Here is a 22073-nt window from a genome sequence, read left to right as displayed (position 1 = left end):
AGATGTGCTGAAGAAGCTGCTTGCCAGCGGTATGACGGCTGAAGAAATCCTTGCAAAGCTCCAGTAATGCAATATGAGGGGCAAGTAAACATATCTGCCCAAACTGCGGGCGCAAGATGAAACAGCAGTTCACAGGGCTGTTCCATTGCAAGTGTGGGACAAGCTGGCGGCGTGATATAGGATTTTTTGAACGTACTCCAGATATGGTGTTCTCACTGGAACGCAAAAAAGTCGGAAATAAAATCAAACAGCTCCCGGCGATACAGCATAAGTAAGCAAGACCACCAGCCGTTTCCGGCTGGTGGTCTTTTTTGTGCTTAATCCTCTGTAATGCCGAGATATTGGTCAATCTCCATGATGCTTTCCCCACTGATTTCCACCAGATCTTCAAAGGGCACTACGGTTTCGCCCACCTGCAAGGTGCGGAACACCGGGTCGATGCGGTCCGCTTTTCCGGTCAGCGTGATGTAGTTGCCCACTGCGGGAATCTCCGGGTGGGCGGTATCCTCTTTGAAATACCGCACTGTGATGGTCATGCCCTTGGTGACCTGCATCAGCCGATCGGACAGAGCCGACATTTCTTCCTCGGTCAAAATGCGCTTGGTCACCCGCTCGGTGCGCTGTTTTTCTGCGGCAAGCTGCTCATCATAACCCCGCAGTGCTGCAAAGGGAGAGAAAATCTTTGCCCGGTTCTGTAAAGTCATGCGGGGGTGCTTGCGAAGGGATTCTTCGGTCTGGGTGCGTTCCATCTCTATGATGTCCCCGTACTTTTGGGCGGTCTCTTGTCCGATCTTGCTATTTTTGTAGTTTTCCATCCGGACCTCCTGCGCTGTGACCACCGATCTGCGCATTGCGCTGGCGCATGGTGGCACCTTCCTCGTAGCTGCTGGCTTTCAGTACGGCATTTTTGCCGTACTTGTTCTTGATGCCCAGCATGGCTTGCTGGAGTTTTTTCTCCTTTTCCAGCTTCTTGGTGTCGGTAAAAAAGTCCACCTGATAGATGCCCTCGTCCGGCGTGACCTTGTTGGCATTGATGGTAATGCGCCGCACCGTCAGCGCAGGGTTAGTAATGCGCTCAAACAGCTTTGCGCTTTCGTTGATGATGGTGCTGCCTAGATTGGTAGGGGCATCGAACCGGACAGTGCCGTGTGCCGCTTTGGGGATGATTCTGCCGTAGCGGTCGGTCTGGGTCAGATCACGGTAGCCGCCCTTGTCCACGTTCTCCCGGTCGTAGCCTATCTCCAAAGTGATGGATTCCGCCACCAGCTTCTTTTCCGTGAGCCGGAACATCAGAATCTCCGCCATCTCCCGGACAATGAGTTTTGCTTTATCATACGGGTAAGGAGTGGATAGCACCTGCCCCTCGCTGATGCTGTTGGTGCTGGGCTTGTAGCTTTTGATCTGCTCCATGCCGCAGGGTTCGCAGCCCCATGCGTGGTCGATGAGAATTTCTGCATCCACGCCGAAAATCTCATACAGACGATCTTCTCCATGGATGGAGAACCGTGCCAAGTCCCCCATGGTGTAGATGCCATGAGCTTCCAGCCGCTTGACGGTTCCGGGACCGGTCATCCAGAAATCCGTCAGGGGTCTGTGGTTCCACAGCAGATACCGATAGGACTGCTCATCCAGTTCCGCAATGCGGACACCATCTTTGTCTGCCGGGATGTGCTTTGCCACAATGTCCATGGCCAGCTTTGCAAGGTAGAGGTTGGTGCCGATGCCTGCCGTTGCGGTGATGCCGGTGTTGTACAGCACCTCCCGCACCATGGTCATGGCAAGTTCATGGGCGCTCATGTGATAATAAGGCAGATAGCCCGTCACATCAATGAAAACCTCGTCGATGGAGTAGGGGTAAATGTCTGCCGGGGACACATATTTGAGGTAGGTCTTGTAGATCTGGGTGGACACATCCAGATACCGCTGCATCCGGGGCGGCGCAACAATATAGCTCAGCCCCAGCGTCGGGTCTGAGTTCAGGGCATTGGCATCAAAAGAGGTGCTGGCAAAGTGGTATTTGCCATCCTCTCCCCGGACTGCCTTTTTCTGTTGGATGGCGGTCTGCAGCCGCTGGGCGTTGACCTCTTTCACCCGCTGGACGGCTTCAAACAGCCGTGCTCTGCCGGGTATCTTGTAAGCTTTCAGGGAGGGCGACACCGCAAGGCAGATGGTCTTTTCGGTGCGGGAGGCGTCTGCCACCACCAGATTGGTGGTCAGGGGGTCGAGATGACGGTCTACGCACTCCACCGAGGCATAGAAACTTTTCAGGTCGATTGCCAGATAGGTGTACTGCGTTGCCATGATTCAGCCCTCCTTTGTGTTATTTGGATTCCACCTCCACGAACCATCTTCCAAACCGGGATGGAAATCGTGGGTCGCTGCGTTCAAAGAACAAATGCTTTTCTTGACCTTTTACCATTACAGTATAGCAATCGCCGGGTAGATCGGCAATGGTATTTGCAGGGCGAAAATCTCGTACCTGTTCGATGGGATAAGTTCGCCCATCACCCCATGTAATTTGTCGGGGCTGCATATAACCTGTTGCATCAAAATCAGAAGTCACTTTCACATAGACCTTTTCCGCTTTGCGACGGCAGTTTCGATTCATTCTTCACAGCTCCTTTGCAAAGTCCACAACTATTTATCTTATTATAATAAATCTTTACGCTGTTTTCAAGAGAAAGCACAACAATTGTTAGCGATGCAAAAAAAATACAGCTATATTTCAGTGTGAAGCCTGAATATAGCTGTATTTTTTTCTTTATGGATGATTTAATTGTTCTCCTCAAAGTTCTCGACCTGCTCCATGACCTTTTTGAAAACTTCGGGGCTGTACTGTGGAGGATAGCCGTTTTTTACAAGGCAGATCTTGATCTCCAGCTTCAACTGATTGCGGACGTTCTGATTGTTCAGCCAGTCAGCAAACGAAGATTTGGTGTCGATAATCTCTTTGACCTTTTGCGCCAGAGCCTTGCACTTGTCGTTGATGACAGCACACCGTCAACCTCTTTATCGGTTCCGTATTCAAAATCATACTAGTCCCGCAGGGCAAGGAGAATAAAGATAAAGAAAGGAATTTTTTTTTGTTTAACTATTCTCACTATTATTTGATTTAGTGATTTTTTTCTTCTTTGGAGAAACCAGTTTGTGACCGGAATAAATGGACATGCCCATACAAATCAATGAAGAATAGGCAAAGTATTTATGCGCAGTCATAGATTTTTTGATTCCAGAATAAATGCATCCCAACATACAGAAAAGTGCGCCTAAGGCCCAGTATTTATGTGATTTCATGATTTGGTGCCTCCTTTGATTTAACTGACTCAATTATAACGTTTTTTTACGAAAATGCAAGCATTACCGGGAACGCTTTCATGTGGATGCTGTGACTGCCGCTACGGTCATGCTCGGTGGGCATTACGAACAAAGCTCACATGTAGCATTCGACTCCGAATATCAGCCGGCACACATATGAGGACGGAAAATGTAGCAGCTTTTGAAAAAAATTGCTTTTTTCTGCTCAAAGTGCTACAATCGGAATATACCGAATACAAAGGGAAGAAAGCTCCCATGCCAAGACCGCCACGGTGCCGTCAAATTTGTGGCGTATCACAGGTCGATACATTCTGTCCCAACGGGTGCGAGAATACCGAGCCGATCCTGCTGACGCTGGACGAATACGAGGTCATTCGGCTGGTTGACTTGGAGCAGCAAACCCACGAGCAGTGTGCCGCGCAGATGGACATTTCACGCTCTACCGTGCAGGAGATTTACGAAGGCACACGGCGCAAGATTGCAGCGTGTCTTGTCCACGGGAAACCGCTGCACATCACCGGGGGAAACTACCGCATTTGCGGAGGACAGGAGGCAGCTCACTGCGGCCGTTGCTGCCGGATGCAGAGAACCAACATGGAAAAATTAGGCAAAACTTGCAAAGGAGATTCCATTATGAAAATTGCAGTTACCTATGAAAACGGTCAAATCTTTCAGCATTTCGGTCACACCGAGCAGTTCAAGCTTTATGAAGCTGTGGACGGCAAAATCACTCATGCGAAAGTCGTTGACACCAACGGCAGCGGTCACGGCGCACTGGCAGGCTTCCTGATGCAGAACGGCGTGGACACTTTGATTTGCGGAGGCATCGGCGGCGGTGCGCAGGCAGCTCTGGCCGAAGCGGGCATCAAGCTCTACGGCGGTGTCAGCGGGGACGCTGATGCTGCGGTGAGCGCATTGCTCAACGGAAATCTGGGCTACGATCCCAATGTTCACTGTGACCACCATGATCATGAGCACGGCGAGGCTGGTCACTCCTGCGGTGACCACGGCTGCGGCAAGCATAGCTGCCATTGATATGGAACGCACACTGACACAACTTCCGTTCTGGTCATCCTTGACCGAACGCGAAATGGACACACTACGCCGAAGTGCCTTTGTCCGTCATTATAAAAAGGGTGCGTTCGTTCACAGCAGCGACAATGAATGTCTCGGAATGCTGTTTATTCTTTCCGGCGAGATCCGCACTTATCTTCTCTCTGATGAGGGGCGGGAGGTAACGCTGTTCCGCCTATATCCGGGCGAGCTATGCGTGCTTTCCGCCTCCTGCGTGATCAGTCAGATCACCTTTGATACGCAAATGACGGCCGGAATGGATACGGACGTTCTGATTATCCCTGCAAATGTCATTGCTGCACTCAAGGAGAAAAATCTCCATGTCCGCTGTTTTCTCTATGAACTGGCAACGAAACGGTTTTCTGATGTGATGTGGGCGATGCAGCAGATCATGTTCAAGGGGCTGGATCAGCGGCTGGCAGAATTTCTCTTTGCCGAAGCGGAACGTACCGGCTCCGACACGATACGTATGACCCATGAGCAGATCGCCCAGCACATCAGCTCGGCACGGGAGGCAGTGGCACGGATGCTCAAAAGCTTCTCGGAGGACGGACTGGTGGAGCTGAAGCGTGGTGCAATCACGCTGCGGGATAAGAACAGACTAAATCGTCTAAAATAAAAAGGAATGTGACTTCGTCACGGAATAAAATCATAGATTTGCTACAATAAAAGCAGAAAAGCAGGAAGGAGTATCCACCATGAAAGAAACGAAATACGCAGGAACTCAAACCGAAAAAAACCTGATGGCTGCCTTTGCCGGTGAGTCCGAGGCACGCAACAAGTACACCTATTTTGCATCCAAGGCCAAGAAGGAAGGCTTTGAGCAGATCGCGGCACTGTTCCTCAAAACCGCTGATAATGAGAAGGAACACGCCAAGCTGTGGTTCAAAGAACTGAACGGCATTGGCGACACCGCAGAAAACCTTCTCTCCGCCGCTGAGGGTGAGAACTACGAGTGGACGGATATGTACGACGGCTTTGCCAAAACAGCCGATGAGGAAGGTTTCCATGCGCTGGCCCAGCGTTTCCGCCTGGTCGCCGCCATTGAAAAGCACCACGAGGAGCGCTACCGTGCCCTGCTGCACAATGTGGAGATGGCGGAGGTCTTCGCCAAGAGCGAGGTCAAGGTGTGGGAGTGCCGCAACTGCGGTCACATCGTCGTGGGCGAGAAGGCTCCGGAGGTTTGCCCCACCTGCAACCATCCCCAGAGCTATTTTGAAATTCACGCAGAAAACTATTAAAGAAAGAAAAGGAGAATTATCATGGAGCAGAAGTTTTACATTTGCAAGCATTGCGGTAACATCATTGCCAAAGTTAAGGACGTAGGCGTCCCTGTCGTCTGCTGCGGTGAGCCGATGAGCGAGATCGTTCCCGGCACCACCGACGCCGCCGTGGAGAAGCACGTTCCTGTCTGGACGGTGGAAAACGGCATCGTCCATGTCAAGGTCGGCTCCGTAGAGCACCCCATGCTGCCGGAGCACTACATCGAATGGGTATCTCTCCAGACCAAGCAGGGCAATCAGCGTAAGGAACTGCATCCCGGCGAAAAGCCGGAGGTCTGCTTCGCTCTCTGCGAGGGCGATGAGGTCGAGGCGGTCTACGCCTACTGCAACCTCCACAGTCTGTGGAAAGCGTAATTCACATTCTTAAAATCCGGTGCTCAAAAAGCACCGGATTTTTTTTATCAATGTAACCTCGTCACAGAAAAAGACTTTGTCCTGCGGTATGATAAAGCCACAATCAAGAAAGAGCTGGCGAACATGAAAATCAAGCTCAATCCCGATCAGGAGATTGTCAGCACCATCAGAAAAGGACTCAAGCGCACCGGCGGGTACTGCCCCTGCCGCAGGGAGCGCACAGAGGCAACCAAATGTATGTGCCAGGAGTTCAAGAATCCAATTGCAGATCCGGGCTTCGAGGGGGTCTGCCACTGTATGCTCTATTACAAATCCTTGTAGGATTAAGGGAGGAAAGCTATGCTGTCAAAGAAACTGGCTGCCATAGATAAGACGCGGTGTGTCGCCTGTGGTGTGTGTGAAAATACCTGCCCACTGGGGGCCGTCAAGGTGCGCCGTGGCTGCTACGCCGCCGTGGAGGCGGAACGCTGCGTAGGCTGCGGCAAGTGCGCAAAGCTCTGTCCCGTCGGCTGCATTGAGGTGAAAGTGAGGGCTGACGCATGAAAGCAAAGCATTGGTACGATTACCTGTGGGTATATGCCATCATCTATTTTGCACTGGGCTTTTTCAATATCCTGTTCGCGTGGCTGGGTATGATCGATTTTCTTCTGCCGCTGCTTTTAGCCATCTTTGGCGGGAACAAATTCTTTTGCAACCACCTCTGTGGACGGGGTCAACTGTTCAGCAAGCTGGGGACAGACCTTAAATGCTCCCGCTGCAAGCCCACGCCCCGCTGGATGTCCTCCAAGTGGTTCCGTTATGCCTTTTTGCTCTTTTTCCTGACGATGTTCGGCAACATGGTGTTCCAGACCTATCTGGTCGCTGCTGGTGCTACGTCCCTGCGGGAGGCCATTAAGCTGTTCTGGACATTCCGTGTGCCGTGGAGCTGGACTTATACAGCCGGTACGGTCACTGACTGGGTGGCGCAGTTCAGCTTTGGCTTTTATAGCCTCATGCTGACCTCTCTGCTGCTGGGTCTGATCGTTATGGTGCTCTACATGCCCCGCACATGGTGTGCGTTTTGCCCGATGGGAACCATGACGCAGAGTATTTGCAAGCTGAAAAACAAAGAATAAACAAAGATAACAGAACGGAGCCTTTCTCATGGCTGAACTGAAAATTACTGCTGCGAATTTTGAAAATGAGATACTGCATTCCGACAAGCCCGTCCTGCTGGATTTCTATGCGGACTGGTGCGGACCGTGCAAAATGCTCTCTCCCGTACTGCATGAGCTTGCCGAAGAAAAAAGCGGTACGCTCAAGGTGGGCAAGGTCAACGTGGATGAGCAGATGGAGCTGGCAATGCGTTTTCAAGTATCCAGCATCCCGATGCTGGTCGTATTCAAGGATGGAAAGGCCATTACCAAATCGGTCGGCTATCGGCCTAAGTCGGAGATTGCCGCAATGGTGGAGGGCGCAAGATGAAAGTTGTGATCGTAGGCGGTGTGGCGGGCGGTGCTTCTGCCGCTGCCCGCATCCGCCGTTTGGATGAACACGCCCAGATCATCATGATCGAGCGCAGTGGCTATGTGTCCTATGCCAACTGCGGTCTGCCGTATTATGTGGGCGGTGTGATCAAGGAGCAAGAAGAACTGACACTGCAAACTCCGGAGAGCTTCTGGGACCGCTTTCGCATTGATGTACGGGTACGGCAGGAAGTAACTGCGATCAATCCCGCAGAGAAAACCGTCACTGTCCGCACACTGGACAGCGGGAAGATCTATACGGAAACCTATGACAAACTGCTCCTCGCACCCGGCGCAAAGCCGACGGTTCCTGCGCTTTCCGGCGTCAGCAGTGAGCGTGTTTTCACGCTGCGCACCGTGGAGGATACCCTCCGCATTAGGCACTTTGTAGAGGATCAGAAGCCGAAAAACGCTGTTTTGGCTGGCGGCGGCTTTATCGGTCTGGAAATGGCGGAAAACCTTACAGAAATGGGCGTTTCTGTCACCATCGTCCAACGTCCAAAGCAGCTATTAGCGCCGCTGGATACGGATATGGCGAGCTTTGTCCATGCGGAAATGCGCAGACACGGCGTGACTCTGCGGTTGGGTGAAACCGTCACCGGATTTCGGCAGGACGGAGATTCCGTGCTGACCCTGTTGGAGGGTAGTGAGCCGCTGCATTCGGATATGGTTTTGCTGGCCATCGGCGTCACGCCGGACACCCATCTGGCAAAAGAGGCCGGACTTGAGCTGGGTATTCGTGGCAGCATCGCTGTCAACGAACGGATGGAAACCTCCGTGCCGGACATCTATGCTGTGGGCGATGCCGTAGAGGTCACCCATTTTGTAACCGGGCAGAAAGCGTTGATTTCGCTGGCGGGACCCGCCAACAAGCAGGGACGCATTGCCGCTGACAATATCTGTGGCGGCAATAGCCACTTTCACGGCTCTCAGGGCTCGTCTGTTCTGAAACTGTTCGGCTTGACAGCGGCCTCCACGGGGATCAATGAAAAAGCGGCGCAGGCAGCAGAAATCGCTTACGATAAAGTCGTGCTTTTCCCAGCATCCCACGCTGCCTATTACCCCGGCGCACAGTCTATGGCAATGAAGGTACTGTATGAAAAGGAAAGCCTGCGGCTGCTGGGTGCGCAGATCGTTGGCGGCGAGGGCGTGGACAAGCGTATTGATGTACTGGCAACGGCCATTCGCGCAAAAATGAAAGCTTTGGAACTGACGGAACTTGACCTTTCCTATGCGCCGCCCTATTCCTCTGCCAAGGATCCGGTCAATATGGCCGGTTTTATGATCGAGGATTTGGAGAGCGGGAAAGTGCAGCAGTTCCATTGGAATGATGTTGAGGGCTTGCCCTGCGATGGCAGTGCGACGCTGCTGGACGTCCGTACGGAAGGCCAATATCGGCGTGGGCACTTGAATGGATTCCGCAATATTCCACTGGACGATCTGCGGGAGCACTTGGACGAGTTAGAGCGGGACAAGCCTATCTATGTGAATTGCCAGACTGGGCTTCGCAGTTATCTGGCCTGTCGGCTTTTGACGCAGTATGGTTTCAGCTGTTCCCATCTCTCCGGCGGATACAGTTTTTATCAGGTCGTAACACAAGAGCAGCAGACAGCGCGGAGCGCCTATCCCTGCGGAATGGAGAAACTATGAGTGAAAATTTATTTGGCTTGACGGTTGCGGCAGATAAAGGCTTAGATGATCTGCAGTGCCAGCGCCTTTTAAGCGAAAATCGCAGGTATCAGGAAGTCATGCTGCAATACCGATGTGCGCTGAAAGCACTGGAAAGCAGGTTGGAAATTCTAAACGAAGAGTTTTCATTGCAGCATGACCGCAATCCGATAGAAAGTATGAAAAGTCGCTTGAAGTCGCCGTCCAGCATTATGAATAAGATGCAGAAGCGCGGACTTTCTCTGGATTTTCCGACCATGCAGGCAAATATCATGGATATTGCCGGTGTGCGGGTGATCTGCTCTTTCGAGGAGGATGTGTTCTTTTTGGCAAAGTGCTTAAAAGATCAGTCTGACATTGAAATCATCACGGAGAAAGATTATATTTCACACCCTAAGCCAAATGGCTATCGCAGTCTGCACCTGACGATCCGGCTGCCGGTATTCTTTGCGGAAAAAGAGATCCATGTGCCAGTGGAGATACAACTCCGTACAATCGCTATGGACTTCTGGGCAAGCCTTGAGCATACCATCCGCTACAAGAAAAACTTGCCGATAAATGCTGAAGTCGAAACTGAATTGAAAGAGTGCGCCGATTCCAGCAGAGAATGGGACAGAAAAATGGAACATCTACTGCACATCTTAACATAGTGCGTCGGATATAAAATGAAAAGCACGCACTTTGGTGCTTGCCTTGGACTTGCCAGGGATCGCCTCATCCGCCTTGGATGGGCGACCCCTGCGAGCCCCAACCAATTTCTCCGCTTTCTGGTTTTCAGGCATAGTCTTTTCTGCTTTCGGCGGACTGCCACGGCACAGCTTTTTCGGCTTCTATAATTGTAAGGAACATGGCTTTTCGCTGAATGGAAAGCGAAGTTGACCCGGGCTGGGGCGGTCTGTATGAAAGCAATATTTTTTTTTGAAATAATCTTGACAAAATTTATCAAGATTGATATGATAGTATTAACAAGCAAGCGAAAAGAGGATGTGGAGCATGATCATCACCAAAGAGACGGACTACGCGCTGCGCATTTTGCGGGTGCTGCTGGACGGGGAGAAGCATTCGGTGGCCGAGATGTCGGAAACGGAATTGATCCCCAATCAGTTTGCCTACCAGATTCTGCGCAAGCTCTCCGCCGGCAATTTGGTGAGGGTGAGCCGCGGCGCTCTCGGCGGCTGCGCGCTGTCCTGCGATCTGGACGCGACCTCCCTCTACGATCTCATGGGGGTCGTGGGGGAGCGGGGCATCCTGTGCGCCTGCATGGAGCCGGGATATAAATGCCGCTGGCAGGACAAGCATGGGCGGTGCGCCATCCACTGTCAACTGGCGGCCTTGCAGCAAAAGCAGGACGAGGCGTTCCGTGCCGTGAGCCTGCGCAGGCTGCTGACCGGCGGATCCGATCCCCAAGATACAAGCAAGCTGTAAAATTTTAAAAGGAGGTACCCATATGTTGTTTCAAACCACGGCGGCGCACGAAGAGCTGCGCGCGAAGATCCGGAGTTTTGCGGAGGAGGAGATCAAGCCCCTCGCATTTTTAATGGATCAGAACAACGAGTTTCCCGAGGAGGCTGTCAAGAAGCTGGGTAAGCTGGGCTGGATGGGCATTCCCTACCCCAAGGAGTACGGCGGTGCCGGTCTTGATGCCCTGAGCTACGCCATCGCGGTGGAGGAACTGGCCCGTGTGGACGGCGGCACGGGCGTAATCCTCTCCGCCCACGTCTCCCTCGGCTCATGGCCCATTTTCGCCTATGGCACCGAGGAGCAGAAGAAGAAATATCTGGTTCCGCTGGCCAAGGGCGAGAAGATCGGCGCCTTCGGCCTTACGGAGACCAACGCCGGATCCGACGCCGGCGGCACGGAGACCACGGCGCTGGATAAGGGGGACTACTACCTCCTCAACGGCGGCAAGATCTTCATTACCAACGCCCCTAAGGCGGACACCTATGTGGTTTTCGCCGTCACCACGCCGGACATCGGCACCCGGGGCATCTCCGCTTTCATCGTGGAGAAGGGCTGGAAGGGCTTTGAGTTCGGCGACCACTATGACAAGATGGGTATTCGCTCCTCCTCCACGGCGGAGCTGATCTTCAACAACGTGAAGGTTCCCAAGGAAAACCTATTGGGCAAGGAGGGCGAGGGCTTCAAGATTGCCATGTCCACGCTGGACGGCGGACGCATCGGCATCGCCGCGCAGGCGCTGGGCATCGCCCAGGGCGCGTTTGAGCACGCGTTGAGCTATTCCAAGGAGCGCGTCCAGTTCGGCAAGCCCATCGCGGCCCAGCAGAGCATCGCCTTCAAGCTGGCAGATATGGCAACCAAGCTGCGCTGCGCCCGGTTCCTCATCTACTCCGCGGCGGAGCTGAAGGAGCAGCACGCGCCTTACGGCATGGAGTCCGCCATGGCGAAGATGTACGCCTCGGACATCGCGCTGGAGGTCACCAACGATGCCTTGCAGATCCACGGCGGCAGCGGCTACCTCAAGGGCATGGAGGTGGAACGGGCCTACCGCGACGCCAAGATCACCACCCTCTACGAGGGCACTAACGAGATCCAGCGGGTGGTCATCGCCTCTCATCTGTTGGGCAGGCTGGGCAAGAGCTCCGGCGGCGAGAGCCGTTCGGCGGCCAAGAAACCCGCGCCCATCACCGGCATTCGCAAAAAGACCATCTTCCGGGAGGGGGATGCTGCCCAGCAGGTGGCCGACCTTGTGGCGGCGCTGAAGAAGGATGGTCACGACTTCTCCGTGGGCATCCCTATGGATACGCCCATCCCGCAGGCGGAGCGGGTGGTCTCCGCGGGCAAGGGCATCGGGGAGAAAAAGAACATGAAACTGGTAGAGTCGCTGGCCAAGGCCGCCGGCGCGGCCATCGGTTCTTCCCGCCCTGTGGCGGAGACTCTCAAATATCTGCCGCTGAACCGCTATGTGGGTATGTCCGGTCAGAAGTTCACCGGCAATCTGTACATCGCCTGCGGCATCTCCGGCGCATCCCAGCACCTTAAGGGCATCAAGGACGCCTCCACCATCGTGGCCATCAATAAGAACGGTAACGCGCCTATCTTCAAGAACTGCGACTACGGCATCGTGGGCGATGTGGAGGAGATCCTGCCCCTGCTCACTGCCGCGCTGGATAGCGGCGAAAAGCTGCCCGCGCCGCCCATGGTAAAGATGAAGCGGCCCACGCCGCCGAAGCCCGCCCCCATCGGCGACCGCTACGTCTGCAGCGGCTGCGGCTACGAGTATGTGCCGGAGTTGGGCGACGAGGACGGCGAGATCGCGCCCGGTACGCTCTTTGAGCAGCTTCCCGCCGAGTGGGTGTGTCCCGAGTGCGCGGAGACGAAGGATCAATTTGTAAAGGCTTGAGGCCGTGAAGGAGGCAAGATAAGATGTATTGCGTGCGTAAAGTAACGAACGACCTCTACTGGGTGGGCGCCAACGACCATCGCCTGGCCCTGTTTGAAAACTGCTTTCCCATTCCCCGGGGCGTAACCTACAACGCCTACTGCCTGCTGGATGAAAAGACGGTGCTCTTTGACACGGTGGACTGGTCTGCCTGCCGCCAGCTTTTGGAAAATCTGGCGTATGTGCTGGATGGCCGCGAGCTGGACTACCTGCTGGTCAACCATCTGGAGCCGGATCACGCCGCCTGCATCGAGGAGATCCTGCTGCGCCATCCCAAGGTGAAACTGATCTCCAACGAGAAGGCATTCATGCTCATGCGGCAGTTCGGCTTCCATGTGGACGGACATGAGTGCATCGAGGTGAAGGAGGGCGATACCTTCTCCTTCGGCAAGCACACCGTCACCTTTGTGGGCGCGCCTATGGTTCACTGGCCGGAGGCCATGGTGACCCTCGACGTCACCGACGGCGTCCTCTTTTCCGCCGACGCCTTCGGCACCTTCGGCGCGCTGGACGGCAAGCTGTTCGCCGACGAGGTGGACTTCGAGCGGGACTGGCTGGACGACGCCCGCCGCTACCTCACCAACATCGTGGGCAAGTACGGCCCCCACATCCAGCTCCTGCTGAAAAAGGCCAGCGGCGTTTTGGATCAGATCAAGTACATCTGCCCGCTCCACGGCCCCGTGTGGCGCAAGGATCTGGGCTGGTTCATCGAAAAATACGACACATGGAGCCGCTATGCCCCTGAGACCCAGGGCGTGCTCATCGTCTACGCCTCTATGTATGGCAACACGGAGAACGCGGCGCAGGCGCTGGCGACGTCGCTCTGCGATAAGGGCATGAGCAAGGTGGCGATGTACGATGTGTCCTCCACTCATGTCTCCCAGCTGATCTCCGAGGCGTTTAAGTACAGTCACATTGTCCTGGCCTCTGTGACCTACAACCTCGGCATCTACCCCGCCATGCATGACTTCCTCATGGATATGAAGGCACTGAATCTGCAAAATCGCACCTTTGCCATCATTGAAAACGGCTCATGGGCGGTGAAGTCCGGTGACCTCATGCAGAAATTCGTCAACAATGAACTTAAGAACATGACGGTGCTCAACGAGCGGCTCAGCCTCGCCTCGTCCATGGGCACGGACAAGCGCACTGAGCTGGAAGCACTGGCGGACGCCATTCTGGAATCTATGAAGTAACTGGCAGGAAAGCCAAAACCAAGACAACAGACAACAAACAGCCCCGCCGCGTCGGCTGCAGAAAAACCGGCTTTCAAAAACAGAGCGGGCAAGCGTGATACTGCGCTTGCCCGCTCTTTGCTCAAAAGGACATGAGAAGTGACCGGAGAAGATGAGAGGATCGAAATGGAGATCAGAAAACGAAACGGGGAGTCTGTTCCCTTTCAACAGGAGAAAATTTTCAACGCCATGAAAAAGGCGTTTGACGGACAGGGCAGGGAGATCGGGAGCAGAGAGATGGATGAGATCCTCGCCACCGTTCTCGACAATCTCTCCGTCACAGTGCCGCTCACCGTGGAACGTGTGCAGGACGAGGTGGAGCGAACGCTCATGGAGCGCGGACACTATGAGGTGGCCAAGGCGTACATCCTCTACCGCGAAAAGCGGTCTGCGCTGCGCCGTGTCCGGCATACCATCGCGCGGACGGTGGGGGATGACTCGCTTGACGAGGTGCTGCGCCGCATCCAGATGGATTTTACCGAGGAAGTCTACTCCCTCGCGGCGCTTCAAATGAAGTTTGAGAGTTTCTGTCGCCTGGGCATGACGGAGGATGAGCGGGCTGAGGCACTGACCAAGGCGGCGGTAGAGCTGACTACGGCAGAGGCACCCAAGTGGGAGTTCATCGCGGCGCGGCTTCTGAACCACTCCTTTCGCTGTCGCAACGCACAGGAATGGGAGGGGCGCGGCGTCTGCGACCTCTATGGCAAGCTTCGCTATCTGACGGATAAGGGACTCTACGGTGACTATATCCTTGCCCACTATACCCACGAGGAGATTGCCATGGCGGAGGACTTTCTCTGCCCGGAACGGGACGAGCTGTTCACCTACTCCGGCCTTGACCTGCTGCTCAAACGCTATGTGATCCAGTCACGCAGCCGCGTGCCGCTGGAAACACCGCAGGAGATGTTTTTGGGTATCGCGCTGCATCTTGCTATGAACGAAGGCTCTGACCGCATGGGGTGGGTAAAACGCTTTTACGATATGCTCAGCCGTATGGAGGTCACAATGGCGACACCTACCATGTCCAACGCACGAAAGCCCTACCATCAGCTTTCAAGCTGCTTTGTGGACACTGTGCCGGACAGTCTGGACGGCATCTACCGCTCGCTGGACAACTTCGCAAAGGTCTCTAAATTCGGCGGTGGAATGGGGATGTACTTCGGTAAGGTGCGCGCTGCAGGCAGCACCATCCGCGGCTTTCAAGGGGCGGCGGGCGGTGTTATCCGCTGGATCCGGCTGGTCAACGACACCGCCGTGGCGGTGGATCAGTTGGGGATGCGGCAGGGCGCTGTGGCGGTTTACTTAGACGCATGGCACCGGGATCTGCCGGAATTCCTTCAACTGCGCACCAACAACGGCGACGACCGCATGAAGGCACATGATGTGTTTCCCGCCGTGTGCTATCCGGATCTCTTCTGGCGACTGGCGGAGGAGAACATAGACGCGCCGTGGCATCTCATGTGTCCGCATGAGATCCTCACGGTCAAGGGCTACGCACTGGAGGATTACTGGGGTACAGAATGGGAGAAGCGGTATCTGGACTGCGTCAATGACCCGCGCATCGAAAAGCGCAGCGTCACCGTCAAGGACATCGTGCGGCTGGTGCTTCGCTCGGCAGTGGAGACCGGCACACCCTTCGCTTTCAATCGCGACAGTGTAAATCATATGAACCCAAACGGCCACACGGGAATGATTTATTGCTCCAATCTCTGTACGGAGATCGCGCAGAACATGGCACCCATCGAGCACATCAGCACTGAGGTGCACACGGAGAACGGCGACACAATTGTGGTGACGGCCACACGCCCAGGTGAGTTTGTGGTCTGCAACCTGGCGAGTCTGTCTCTCGGTAATCTGCCGGTGGAGGACGAGGCCTATATGGAACGCACGGTGGAAACGGCCATCCGCGCACTGGATAATGTGATTGACCTCAACTTCTACCCGTTGGAATACGCGCGGCTTTCCAATCAGAAGTACCGCAGCATCGGCCTGGGCGTCAGCGGCTACCACCACATGCTGGCAAAGCGCGGCATCCGCTGGGAGAGCGATGAGCACCTTGCCTTCACCGACGCAGTGTTCGAGCTCATCAACTACGCCGCCGTCAAGGCGGACACAGCACTGGCACGGGAAAAGGGGCGTTACGCGCTCTTTGAGGGCAGCGACTGGCAGACTGGCGCGTATTTTGAAAAGCGGGGTTATACCTCCGAAAAGTGGCGGGCGCTTGCGAAAACGGTGGCGGTGCAGGGAATGCGCAACGCCTATCTTCTGGCGGTCGCACCGACCTCCAGCACATCTATCATCTCCGGCACGTCGGCGGGCATAGATCCAATTATGAAGAAATTCTTTTTAGAGGAGAAAAAGGGCAGCATGCTGCCCCGCGTTGCTCCGGAGCTTTCTATGGATACATGGTGGTGCTATAAGGCGGCGCATCTGATCGACCAAAGCTGGTCGGTACGCGCCGCGGGCCTTCGCCAGAGACATATTGACCAGGCGCAGAGCATGAATCTCTATATCACCAACGACTATTCCATGCGTCAGGTGCTCAGCCTGTATTTGGAGGCGTGGAGGGCCGGCGTCAAGACCATTTACTATGTCCGCAGCAAGGCCCTTGAGGTCGAGGCCTGCGAAAGCTGCTCGTCATAAGGAGGATAGCATGACGGAACTGAAGAAAAAGCCCCTTTTTAACCCGGAGGGCGACCCTGATGTGCGCCTGCGGCGCATGATCGGCGGCAATACCACCAACCTCAACGACTTCAACAATATGAAGTACGCTTGGGTCAGCGACTGGTACCGGCAGGCCATGAACAACTTTTGGATCCCTGAGGAGATCAATCTCTCGCAGGATGTGAAGGACTATCCCCGCCTGCTGTCAGCCGAGCGCAGCGCCTACGATAAAATTCTGAGTTTTCTTGTCTTTTTGGATTCCATTCAGACAGCGAACCTGCCTAATATCGGCGCCTACATTACCGCCAACGAGGTCAATCTCTGCCTGTCCATTCAGGCGTTTCAGGAGTGTGTCCACTCACAGAGCTACAGCTATATGCTCGACACCATCTGTTCCCCCGTGGAGCGCAATGACATCCTCTACCAATGGAAAACGGACGAGCATCTGCTGCGCCGCAACACCTTCATTGGGGACTGCTACAACGAGTTTCAGGAGAGGAAGGACGCTCCCACGCTGCTGCGCGTGATGATGGCAAACTATATTTTGGAGGGCATCTATTTTTACAGCGGCTTTATGTTCTTCTACAATCTCTCCCGAAACGGGAAGATGCCCGGCTCGGCGCAGGAGATTCGCTACATAAACCGCGATGAGAACACGCACTTGTGGCTGTTCCGCAATATCATCACGGAGCTGCAAAAGGAGCAGCCGGAGTTGTTCACCGCCGAGAGCGTACAAGCGCTGCGCGAGATGATGCGTGAGGGCGTGGAACAGGAGATCGCATGGGGGCATTATGTGATCGGCGACGACATCCCGGGGCTGAACCGGCAGATGATCAGCGATTACATCCGCTATCTCGGCAACCTCCGCTGGACGAGCCTTGGCTATCCCGCATTGTATCCAGGCTTTGAGAGCGAACCGGAGAGCATGGAATGGGTCAGCCAGTACGCCGACGCCAACATGGTCAAGACCGATTTCTTTGAGGCACGCAGTACCGCCTACGCCAAGAGCACCGCACTGATAGACGATTTATAAGAAAACCAAAGACATCAGAATAGGAGATACTACTATGAATTACAGCGCTATGATTCAAAATCGCAGATCCGTTCACGCATTCCGCGAAAAGGAAGTTCCGAGCGAGGCTATCGGCCAGCTCCGATCCTACTATGAAAAGACCTGCCCCCGTCTTGTCCCGGAGATTGCAACGGAGTTGATCGTCTTGGACAAGGATGCACAGCCGGCGCTGGAGAGCTCAGCGGGCTATAATCAATTTCTCATCGGAGCACCGCACTACCTGCTCCTTATGTCTGCCCCGCATTCCTATGCGGCCATCAACGCCGGCTACATGATGGAAGATCTCGTCCTCAAGCTGACTGAGTTGGACATTGACACCTGCTGGATGACCTTCACCGACAGCGACAAAATCAAAAAGGCACTGTCTCTCGCCACCCCGTTAGAGGTGGCGGCAATCGTTGCCTTTGGCTACGGGGAAAAGACCGCAAAAAAGCTGCGGCTGAATATCCTAAGTATGTCTCAGATCGATGTGCGGGCCGAGCAGCAGTACTACGCGCCCAAAAAGGGCGTGCACGATTTGGTTCACATGGGGAGCTGGAGCAACCAGTCTGGGCTTGACGAGATGATAGACTTCTACGACGATATGCTCTGGCAGTCCTTCTACGCCGCTTCGCTCTCCCCCAGCTATCTCAACCGTCAGCCCTATGGCTTCCTTGTGCAGGATCACAGCATCTATTTGGTGCAGCAGGAGGATGCCTACACCGATAATTTGGATGCCGCATTGGATCTCGGTATTGTCATGCTCCACTTCTCCGCCGTCGCCTCCCAGTGGGCGGGGCAGGTACGCTGGAAACTTTCACCTGCTGCGCCCGACGGCCTGCCGGAAGGACTTCGCTCCGCTGCGGTGTACCACATGTAACGACTCTGGGGGAAGCAAGGCAACGGTAAAATGCGCGACCGCCGATCTGCGGTTGAGCGTATGTTCCATTAGAAAAGAAGAACCTATCAGTCAGAGTCTGAGTAAGGAAAATAGGAGGTATTTTTTTATATGGCTATCCAAACGGTAACAGATGCCATCCGCTATGTAGGGGTGGATGATAACACATTGGCACTCTTTGAAAACCAGTACTCCGTCCAGCCTATGGGAGTGAGCTACAACTCCTATGTCATTCTGGATGAGAAGATCGCCGTGATGGACAGCGTGGACGCACGGGCAACGGAAGAATGGCTTTCCAATGTGGCGCGGGTGTTGGAGGGGCGCAGCCCCGACTATCTTGTGGTTACACACATGGAGCCGGATCATTCCGGCAGCCTCATGCGGCTGGCGCAAGAGTACCCGGAGATGAAGATCGTGGGAAACGCGAAAACATTTACCCTGATCAAGCAGTTCTTCGGCACAGGTGCATTGTCGGAAGACCGTATGCTGGAGGTTGGCGAAAGAGATACGCTTTCCTTGGGTTTGCACCGGCTGCGCTTTCTGCTGGCGCCGATGGTACACTGGCCGGAGGTGATGACGGCGTATGAGGAAACGGAAAAAATCCTGTTCTCGGCGGATGCCTTCGGACGCTTTGGCTCACTGGAACGGACTGCCCGTGCCCCCTGGGTGCCGCAGGCCCGACGGTATTATTACAATATTATCGGGAAATATGGCGCACAGGTGCAGGCTCTGCTGAAAAAAATCTCCGCGCTGGAGATCAAAACGATCTGCCCGCTCCATGGCCCCATGCTCACAGAAGACTTGGGGGAGTACCTGCGGCTCTATGATCTCTGGTCACAATGGAAACCGGAAGAACCGGAGGGCATCCTGATCGCTCACGCATCCATCCATGGAAATACTGCCCATGCGGCGAAGACCCTCAAGGGTAAATTAGAGAAAAAAGGCGTACAGGTCAACATATGTGATCTCACTGTGACAGATCTTTCCTACGCTGTTGCCAGTGCGTTCTACTGCGGGAAGTTGGTTTTAGCCAGCGCCACCTATGACGGAGGACTGTTTCCGCCCATGAGGGAGTTTTTGGAACATTTACGGACAAAGGGATTCCGAAACCGCCGGGTTGGCCTTATTGAAGACGGCTCTTGGGCACCTGCTGCCGCGCGGCTGATGCGCACCAAATTGGAGGAGATGAAGGATATCCACCTTTACGAAACGGTAGTGTCTCTGCGTGGTGCATTGAACCAAACCAGCGAAGCGCAGATGGACGCTCTGGTGGCTGAGCTCTGCGCAGAATAAGCTGCAACAAACCGCAGCTATTTTCGTACAGATGATGGTCTTACTCATCTGCTTTATGTCCCAAGGGCAGAGTACCGTCATCTCAGGATGAGGTCACAATGTGGTGTGGGGCGAGACCGGAGTCTTGAGAATACCCAAACAAAGGAAAGGAGCTGACAGATATGGCAGCTATGAATATGAATCAGGAGCAGTTTAAGCAGTTGATCCGGGAGGAAAAGCCTGTTTTGGTGGATTTCTGGGCGCCCTGGTGCAGCTATTGCCGGAGGATCGGCCCTGCGTATGAGAAGATCGGAGAGGAATACGCGGACAGCCTTGCTGTCGGCAAGATCAATATTGACGAGGAGCCGCAGCTGGCGGGGGCCGAGGGGATCGAGGACATCCCAACTCTGGTGCTGTACCGGAACGGAAAGGCCGTGGATTCCATCATCGCGCCCGGCTCAAAGGCAGAAATCGACCGTTTCATTCAGGAAGCCTTGGCGAAATAACGGAGGGTTCAGATATGAACAACAATCATGTTTATGATATGCTCGTGGTGGGCGGCGGACCGGGCGGCTACACCGCTGCCCTGTACGCGGCACGGGCGGGGCTGGACACCATCGTGCTGGAAAAACTGTCCGCCGGTGGGCAGATGGCCCTGACCGAGCAGATCGACAACTACCCCGGCTTTGAGAACGGGATCGACGGCTTCTCTCTGGCGGAGAATATGCAAAAGCAGGCGGAGCGTTTTGGGGCACGCAGCGAATACGCGGAAGTTCTCCGCATGGATCTGACGGCGGTTCCCAAGCTCGTGGAGACCAGCGAGGGGATCTTCCGGGGGAAAACCGTGGTGCTGGCCACCGGCGCAGACCCCAGAACGCTGGGCGTTGCCGGAGAGACGGAGCTGTTGGGCCGGGGCGTGGCCTACTGCGCCGCCTGCGACGGGATGTTTTACAAGGGCAAAACGGTGGTCGTGGTGGGCGGCGGCAATTCCGCCGCGGCAGATGCCCTCCTTCTCAGCCGCGTGGCGAAAAAAGTGATCCTCGTCCACCGCAGAGACACCCTGCGGGCCACCAAGATCTATCACGAGCCGCTGGCACAGGCCGAAAACGTGGAATTCCGTTGGAACAGCGTCGTTTCCGCGCTGCTTTCCGGGGACAGGCTGACCGGCGTCCGCCTGCGGGACACCGTCACCGGTGAGGAAAGCGTGGTGGACTGCGACGGCGTATTTGTCAGCGTGGGCCGACAGCCCGCCACGGCGCTGGCGGTGGGTCAACTGGCGCTGGACGGCGGCGGCTATATCGTGGCCGGAGAGACCACGGAAACCAGTATTCCCGGCGTATACGCCGTGGGCGACGTGAGGACGAAGCCCCTCCGTCAGGTGGTCACCGCCGTGGCGGACGGCGCGGTGGCAGTCCACATGGCGGAGAAATATATCGCGGAAAACCGATAAGGGAGGTAGATTGAAAAAGCCATGTTTAAGGTCAGGCCGGATACGACCGCAGTGGGGATGCCGACATATCTGCAAGGCAAACTGCCAGAGTGATGGCAGATAAGATAACCCATGTAAGATCAAGAGATATGTTGTCTCTCCATATCCAGTCCACACAACAGTGAGCAACTGAACACAAAGCACAGCCACAGATGTACTCTGCGGCTGTGCTTTTATGCGTAGTATTGCCGCGTGACAAGCGGTTTTACTGTGACGGCGTCACATAATTTGAGAAAATCGGCTTCGAGGCAGCTTTTGGAGCACAAGCCCTTTGTGGTTGTTGACAGAGAAAAAAATATAGGTATAATAAAAGCAAAATAATAAGGTTCATTCTTGCATTTGGAGAATTGGCGGTATGCCAAAATACGCAGAGGAGATATTGGCCGCCGTAACGGAGCTGCAGCAGCATCCCAAGGCGGAGCAGGTGTCCCTGGAGATGAAAAGGGAGCATCCCAGCATCGCTCTGGGTACGGTATATCTGCCCCCATTCCGGGAGCAGGAAAAGACAATCTTATGGAGGAGAAGTATCATGAACACTAACGTATCTCTTCTGCTCAACGAGCAGATCAATAAGGAGTTCTACTCCGCCTATCTGTATCTGGACTTTGCCAACTACTACGCCGCCGTCGGACTGGACGGCTTTGAGAACTGGTACCGGGTACAGGCGCAGGAGGAACGGGATCACGCCATGCTGTTTTATCAGTATTTGCAGAATAACGGCGAGGACGTCACCTTTGAGGCTATCGCAAAGCCGGAGTGGGAACGAGGCGACCACATGGCCCCGCTGAAAAAAGCACTGGAACACGAGATGCTGATCACCGCCAGCATCAATGCCATCTACGCCGCCGCATACGAGGTCAGGGAC

At 54.7% G+C, this 22073-nt stretch carries 26 protein-coding genes; 20 read left to right on the top strand and 6 right to left on the bottom strand.

Annotation, left to right across the window (positions count from 1 at the left end):
- From AAAU26_RS06170 to AAAU26_RS06145, 6 genes are all read right to left on the bottom strand, one after another.
- Positions 1-349 (bottom strand): hypothetical protein (locus AAAU26_RS06170; RefSeq protein WP_349180958.1); only part of this gene is annotated, 349 nt, incomplete at its 3' end.
- Positions 318-815, bottom strand: a complete 498-nt coding sequence (locus AAAU26_RS06165; protein WP_227619327.1) for a YolD-like family protein — start codon at positions 813-815, stop codon at positions 318-320. The genes AAAU26_RS06165 and AAAU26_RS06170, both read right to left, overlap by 32 nt.
- A complete protein-coding gene (locus AAAU26_RS06160; protein WP_227619326.1) occupies positions 796-2301 on the bottom strand; it encodes a Y-family DNA polymerase in 1506 nt (501 codons plus the stop codon). Before AAAU26_RS06160 ends, AAAU26_RS06165 begins: the two co-directional genes overlap by 20 nt.
- A 19-nt stretch (positions 2302-2320) precedes the next feature.
- Positions 2321-2608, bottom strand: coding sequence for a hypothetical protein (locus AAAU26_RS06155; RefSeq protein ID WP_207677473.1), 288 nt, complete (start codon positions 2606-2608; stop codon positions 2321-2323).
- Between the two features lie 164 nt (positions 2609-2772).
- Positions 2773-2943 carry a type I restriction enzyme endonuclease domain-containing protein gene (locus tag AAAU26_RS06150; RefSeq protein ID WP_242965721.1) on the bottom strand — a complete coding sequence of 57 codons (171 nt, stop codon included), beginning with the start codon at positions 2941-2943 and terminating at the stop codon, positions 2773-2775.
- A gap of 144 nt (positions 2944-3087) precedes the next feature.
- Positions 3088-3294: a DUF6219 family protein gene (locus AAAU26_RS06145; RefSeq protein WP_097839462.1), complete on the bottom strand. Its 207-nt coding sequence runs from the start codon at positions 3292-3294 to the stop codon at positions 3088-3090.
- A gap of 276 nt (positions 3295-3570) precedes the next feature.
- Here AAAU26_RS06145 and AAAU26_RS06140 point away from each other — a divergent pair, with 276 nt between their 5' ends.
- The 20 genes from AAAU26_RS06140 to AAAU26_RS06045 all read left to right on the top strand — a co-directional run.
- Positions 3571-4350: a DUF134 domain-containing protein gene (locus tag AAAU26_RS06140; protein ID WP_227619325.1), complete on the top strand. Its 780-nt coding sequence runs from the start codon at positions 3571-3573 to the stop codon at positions 4348-4350.
- Position 4351: 1 nt separating this feature from the next.
- A complete protein-coding gene (locus AAAU26_RS06135) occupies positions 4352-5008 on the top strand; it encodes a Crp/Fnr family transcriptional regulator (protein WP_097771467.1) in 657 nt (218 codons plus the stop codon).
- Positions 5009-5087: 79 nt separating this feature from the next.
- Positions 5088-5630 (top strand): rubrerythrin, encoded by a 543-nt coding sequence (rbr, locus tag AAAU26_RS06130; RefSeq protein WP_158394941.1) that lies wholly within the window; start codon positions 5088-5090, stop codon positions 5628-5630.
- A gap of 21 nt (positions 5631-5651) precedes the next feature.
- Entirely contained in the window at positions 5652-6026 is a 375-nt protein-coding gene (locus AAAU26_RS06125; protein ID WP_005921786.1) for a desulfoferrodoxin family protein, read from the top strand.
- Positions 6027-6107: 81 nt separating this feature from the next.
- Positions 6108-6347: a ferredoxin-thioredoxin reductase catalytic domain-containing protein gene (locus AAAU26_RS06120; RefSeq protein WP_227619333.1), complete on the top strand. Its 240-nt coding sequence runs from the start codon at positions 6108-6110 to the stop codon at positions 6345-6347.
- Positions 6348-6365: 18 nt separating this feature from the next.
- On the top strand, positions 6366-6569 hold the full coding sequence (locus tag AAAU26_RS06115; protein ID WP_005946404.1) for a 4Fe-4S binding protein: 204 nt from the start codon (positions 6366-6368) through the stop codon (positions 6567-6569).
- The gene (locus AAAU26_RS06110) at positions 6566-7141 is read left to right on the top strand and encodes a 4Fe-4S binding protein (RefSeq protein ID WP_207697744.1); all 576 of its coding nucleotides are present in this window, start codon (positions 6566-6568) and stop codon (positions 7139-7141) included. Before AAAU26_RS06115 ends, AAAU26_RS06110 begins: the two co-directional genes overlap by 4 nt.
- Positions 7142-7169: 28 nt before the next feature.
- On the top strand, positions 7170-7490 hold the full coding sequence (trxA, locus tag AAAU26_RS06105) for a thioredoxin (protein ID WP_005946400.1): 321 nt from the start codon (positions 7170-7172) through the stop codon (positions 7488-7490).
- The gene (locus tag AAAU26_RS06100) at positions 7487-9181 is read left to right on the top strand and encodes an FAD-dependent oxidoreductase (protein WP_227619324.1); all 1695 of its coding nucleotides are present in this window, start codon (positions 7487-7489) and stop codon (positions 9179-9181) included. Before trxA (AAAU26_RS06105) ends, AAAU26_RS06100 begins: the two co-directional genes overlap by 4 nt.
- Entirely contained in the window at positions 9178-9849 is a 672-nt protein-coding gene (locus AAAU26_RS06095) for a GTP pyrophosphokinase (protein ID WP_097782393.1), read from the top strand. The genes AAAU26_RS06100 and AAAU26_RS06095 overlap by 4 nt, the downstream gene beginning before the upstream one ends.
- 343 nt (positions 9850-10192) lie before the next feature.
- Positions 10193-10624 (top strand): RrF2 family transcriptional regulator, encoded by a 432-nt coding sequence (locus tag AAAU26_RS06090; protein ID WP_044959897.1) that lies wholly within the window; start codon positions 10193-10195, stop codon positions 10622-10624.
- A 22-nt stretch (positions 10625-10646) separates the two neighbouring features.
- Positions 10647-12560, top strand: a complete 1914-nt coding sequence (locus tag AAAU26_RS06085) for an acyl-CoA dehydrogenase family protein (RefSeq protein ID WP_005921781.1) — start codon at positions 10647-10649, stop codon at positions 12558-12560.
- Positions 12561-12583: 23 nt separating this feature from the next.
- Complete coding sequence (locus AAAU26_RS06080) at positions 12584-13795, top strand: FprA family A-type flavoprotein (RefSeq protein ID WP_227619323.1); 1212 nt, start codon at positions 12584-12586, stop codon at positions 13793-13795.
- Between the two features lie 165 nt (positions 13796-13960).
- A complete protein-coding gene (locus tag AAAU26_RS06075; RefSeq protein ID WP_227619322.1) occupies positions 13961-16477 on the top strand; it encodes a ribonucleoside-diphosphate reductase subunit alpha in 2517 nt (838 codons plus the stop codon).
- A 10-nt stretch (positions 16478-16487) separates the two neighbouring features.
- Positions 16488-17531, top strand: a complete 1044-nt coding sequence (locus AAAU26_RS06070; protein ID WP_005946381.1) for a ribonucleotide-diphosphate reductase subunit beta — start codon at positions 16488-16490, stop codon at positions 17529-17531.
- 34 nt (positions 17532-17565) lie between these two features.
- Entirely contained in the window at positions 17566-18429 is an 864-nt protein-coding gene (locus AAAU26_RS06065) for a nitroreductase family protein (protein ID WP_227619321.1), read from the top strand.
- Between the two features lie 129 nt (positions 18430-18558).
- Positions 18559-19740 carry an FprA family A-type flavoprotein gene (locus AAAU26_RS06060; protein WP_227619320.1) on the top strand — a complete coding sequence of 394 codons (1182 nt, stop codon included), beginning with the start codon at positions 18559-18561 and terminating at the stop codon, positions 19738-19740.
- A 161-nt stretch (positions 19741-19901) separates the two neighbouring features.
- On the top strand, positions 19902-20225 hold the full coding sequence (gene trxA, locus AAAU26_RS06055; RefSeq protein ID WP_112146291.1) for a thioredoxin: 324 nt from the start codon (positions 19902-19904) through the stop codon (positions 20223-20225).
- Between the two features lie 14 nt (positions 20226-20239).
- On the top strand, positions 20240-21169 hold the full coding sequence (gene trxB, locus AAAU26_RS06050; RefSeq protein ID WP_015536766.1) for a thioredoxin-disulfide reductase: 930 nt from the start codon (positions 20240-20242) through the stop codon (positions 21167-21169).
- A 394-nt stretch (positions 21170-21563) separates the two neighbouring features.
- On the top strand, positions 21564-22073 hold a 510-nt coding region (locus AAAU26_RS06045; protein ID WP_349180956.1), incomplete at its 3' end, for a ferritin-like domain-containing protein.

Origin of the sequence: Faecalibacterium longum (assembly GCF_040094125.1) — a bacterium.
In the GTDB taxonomy this organism is placed as follows: Bacteria; Bacillota; Clostridia; order Oscillospirales; family Ruminococcaceae; genus Faecalibacterium; species Faecalibacterium longum.
This window is presented reverse-complemented; position numbering and strand designations above follow the sequence as displayed.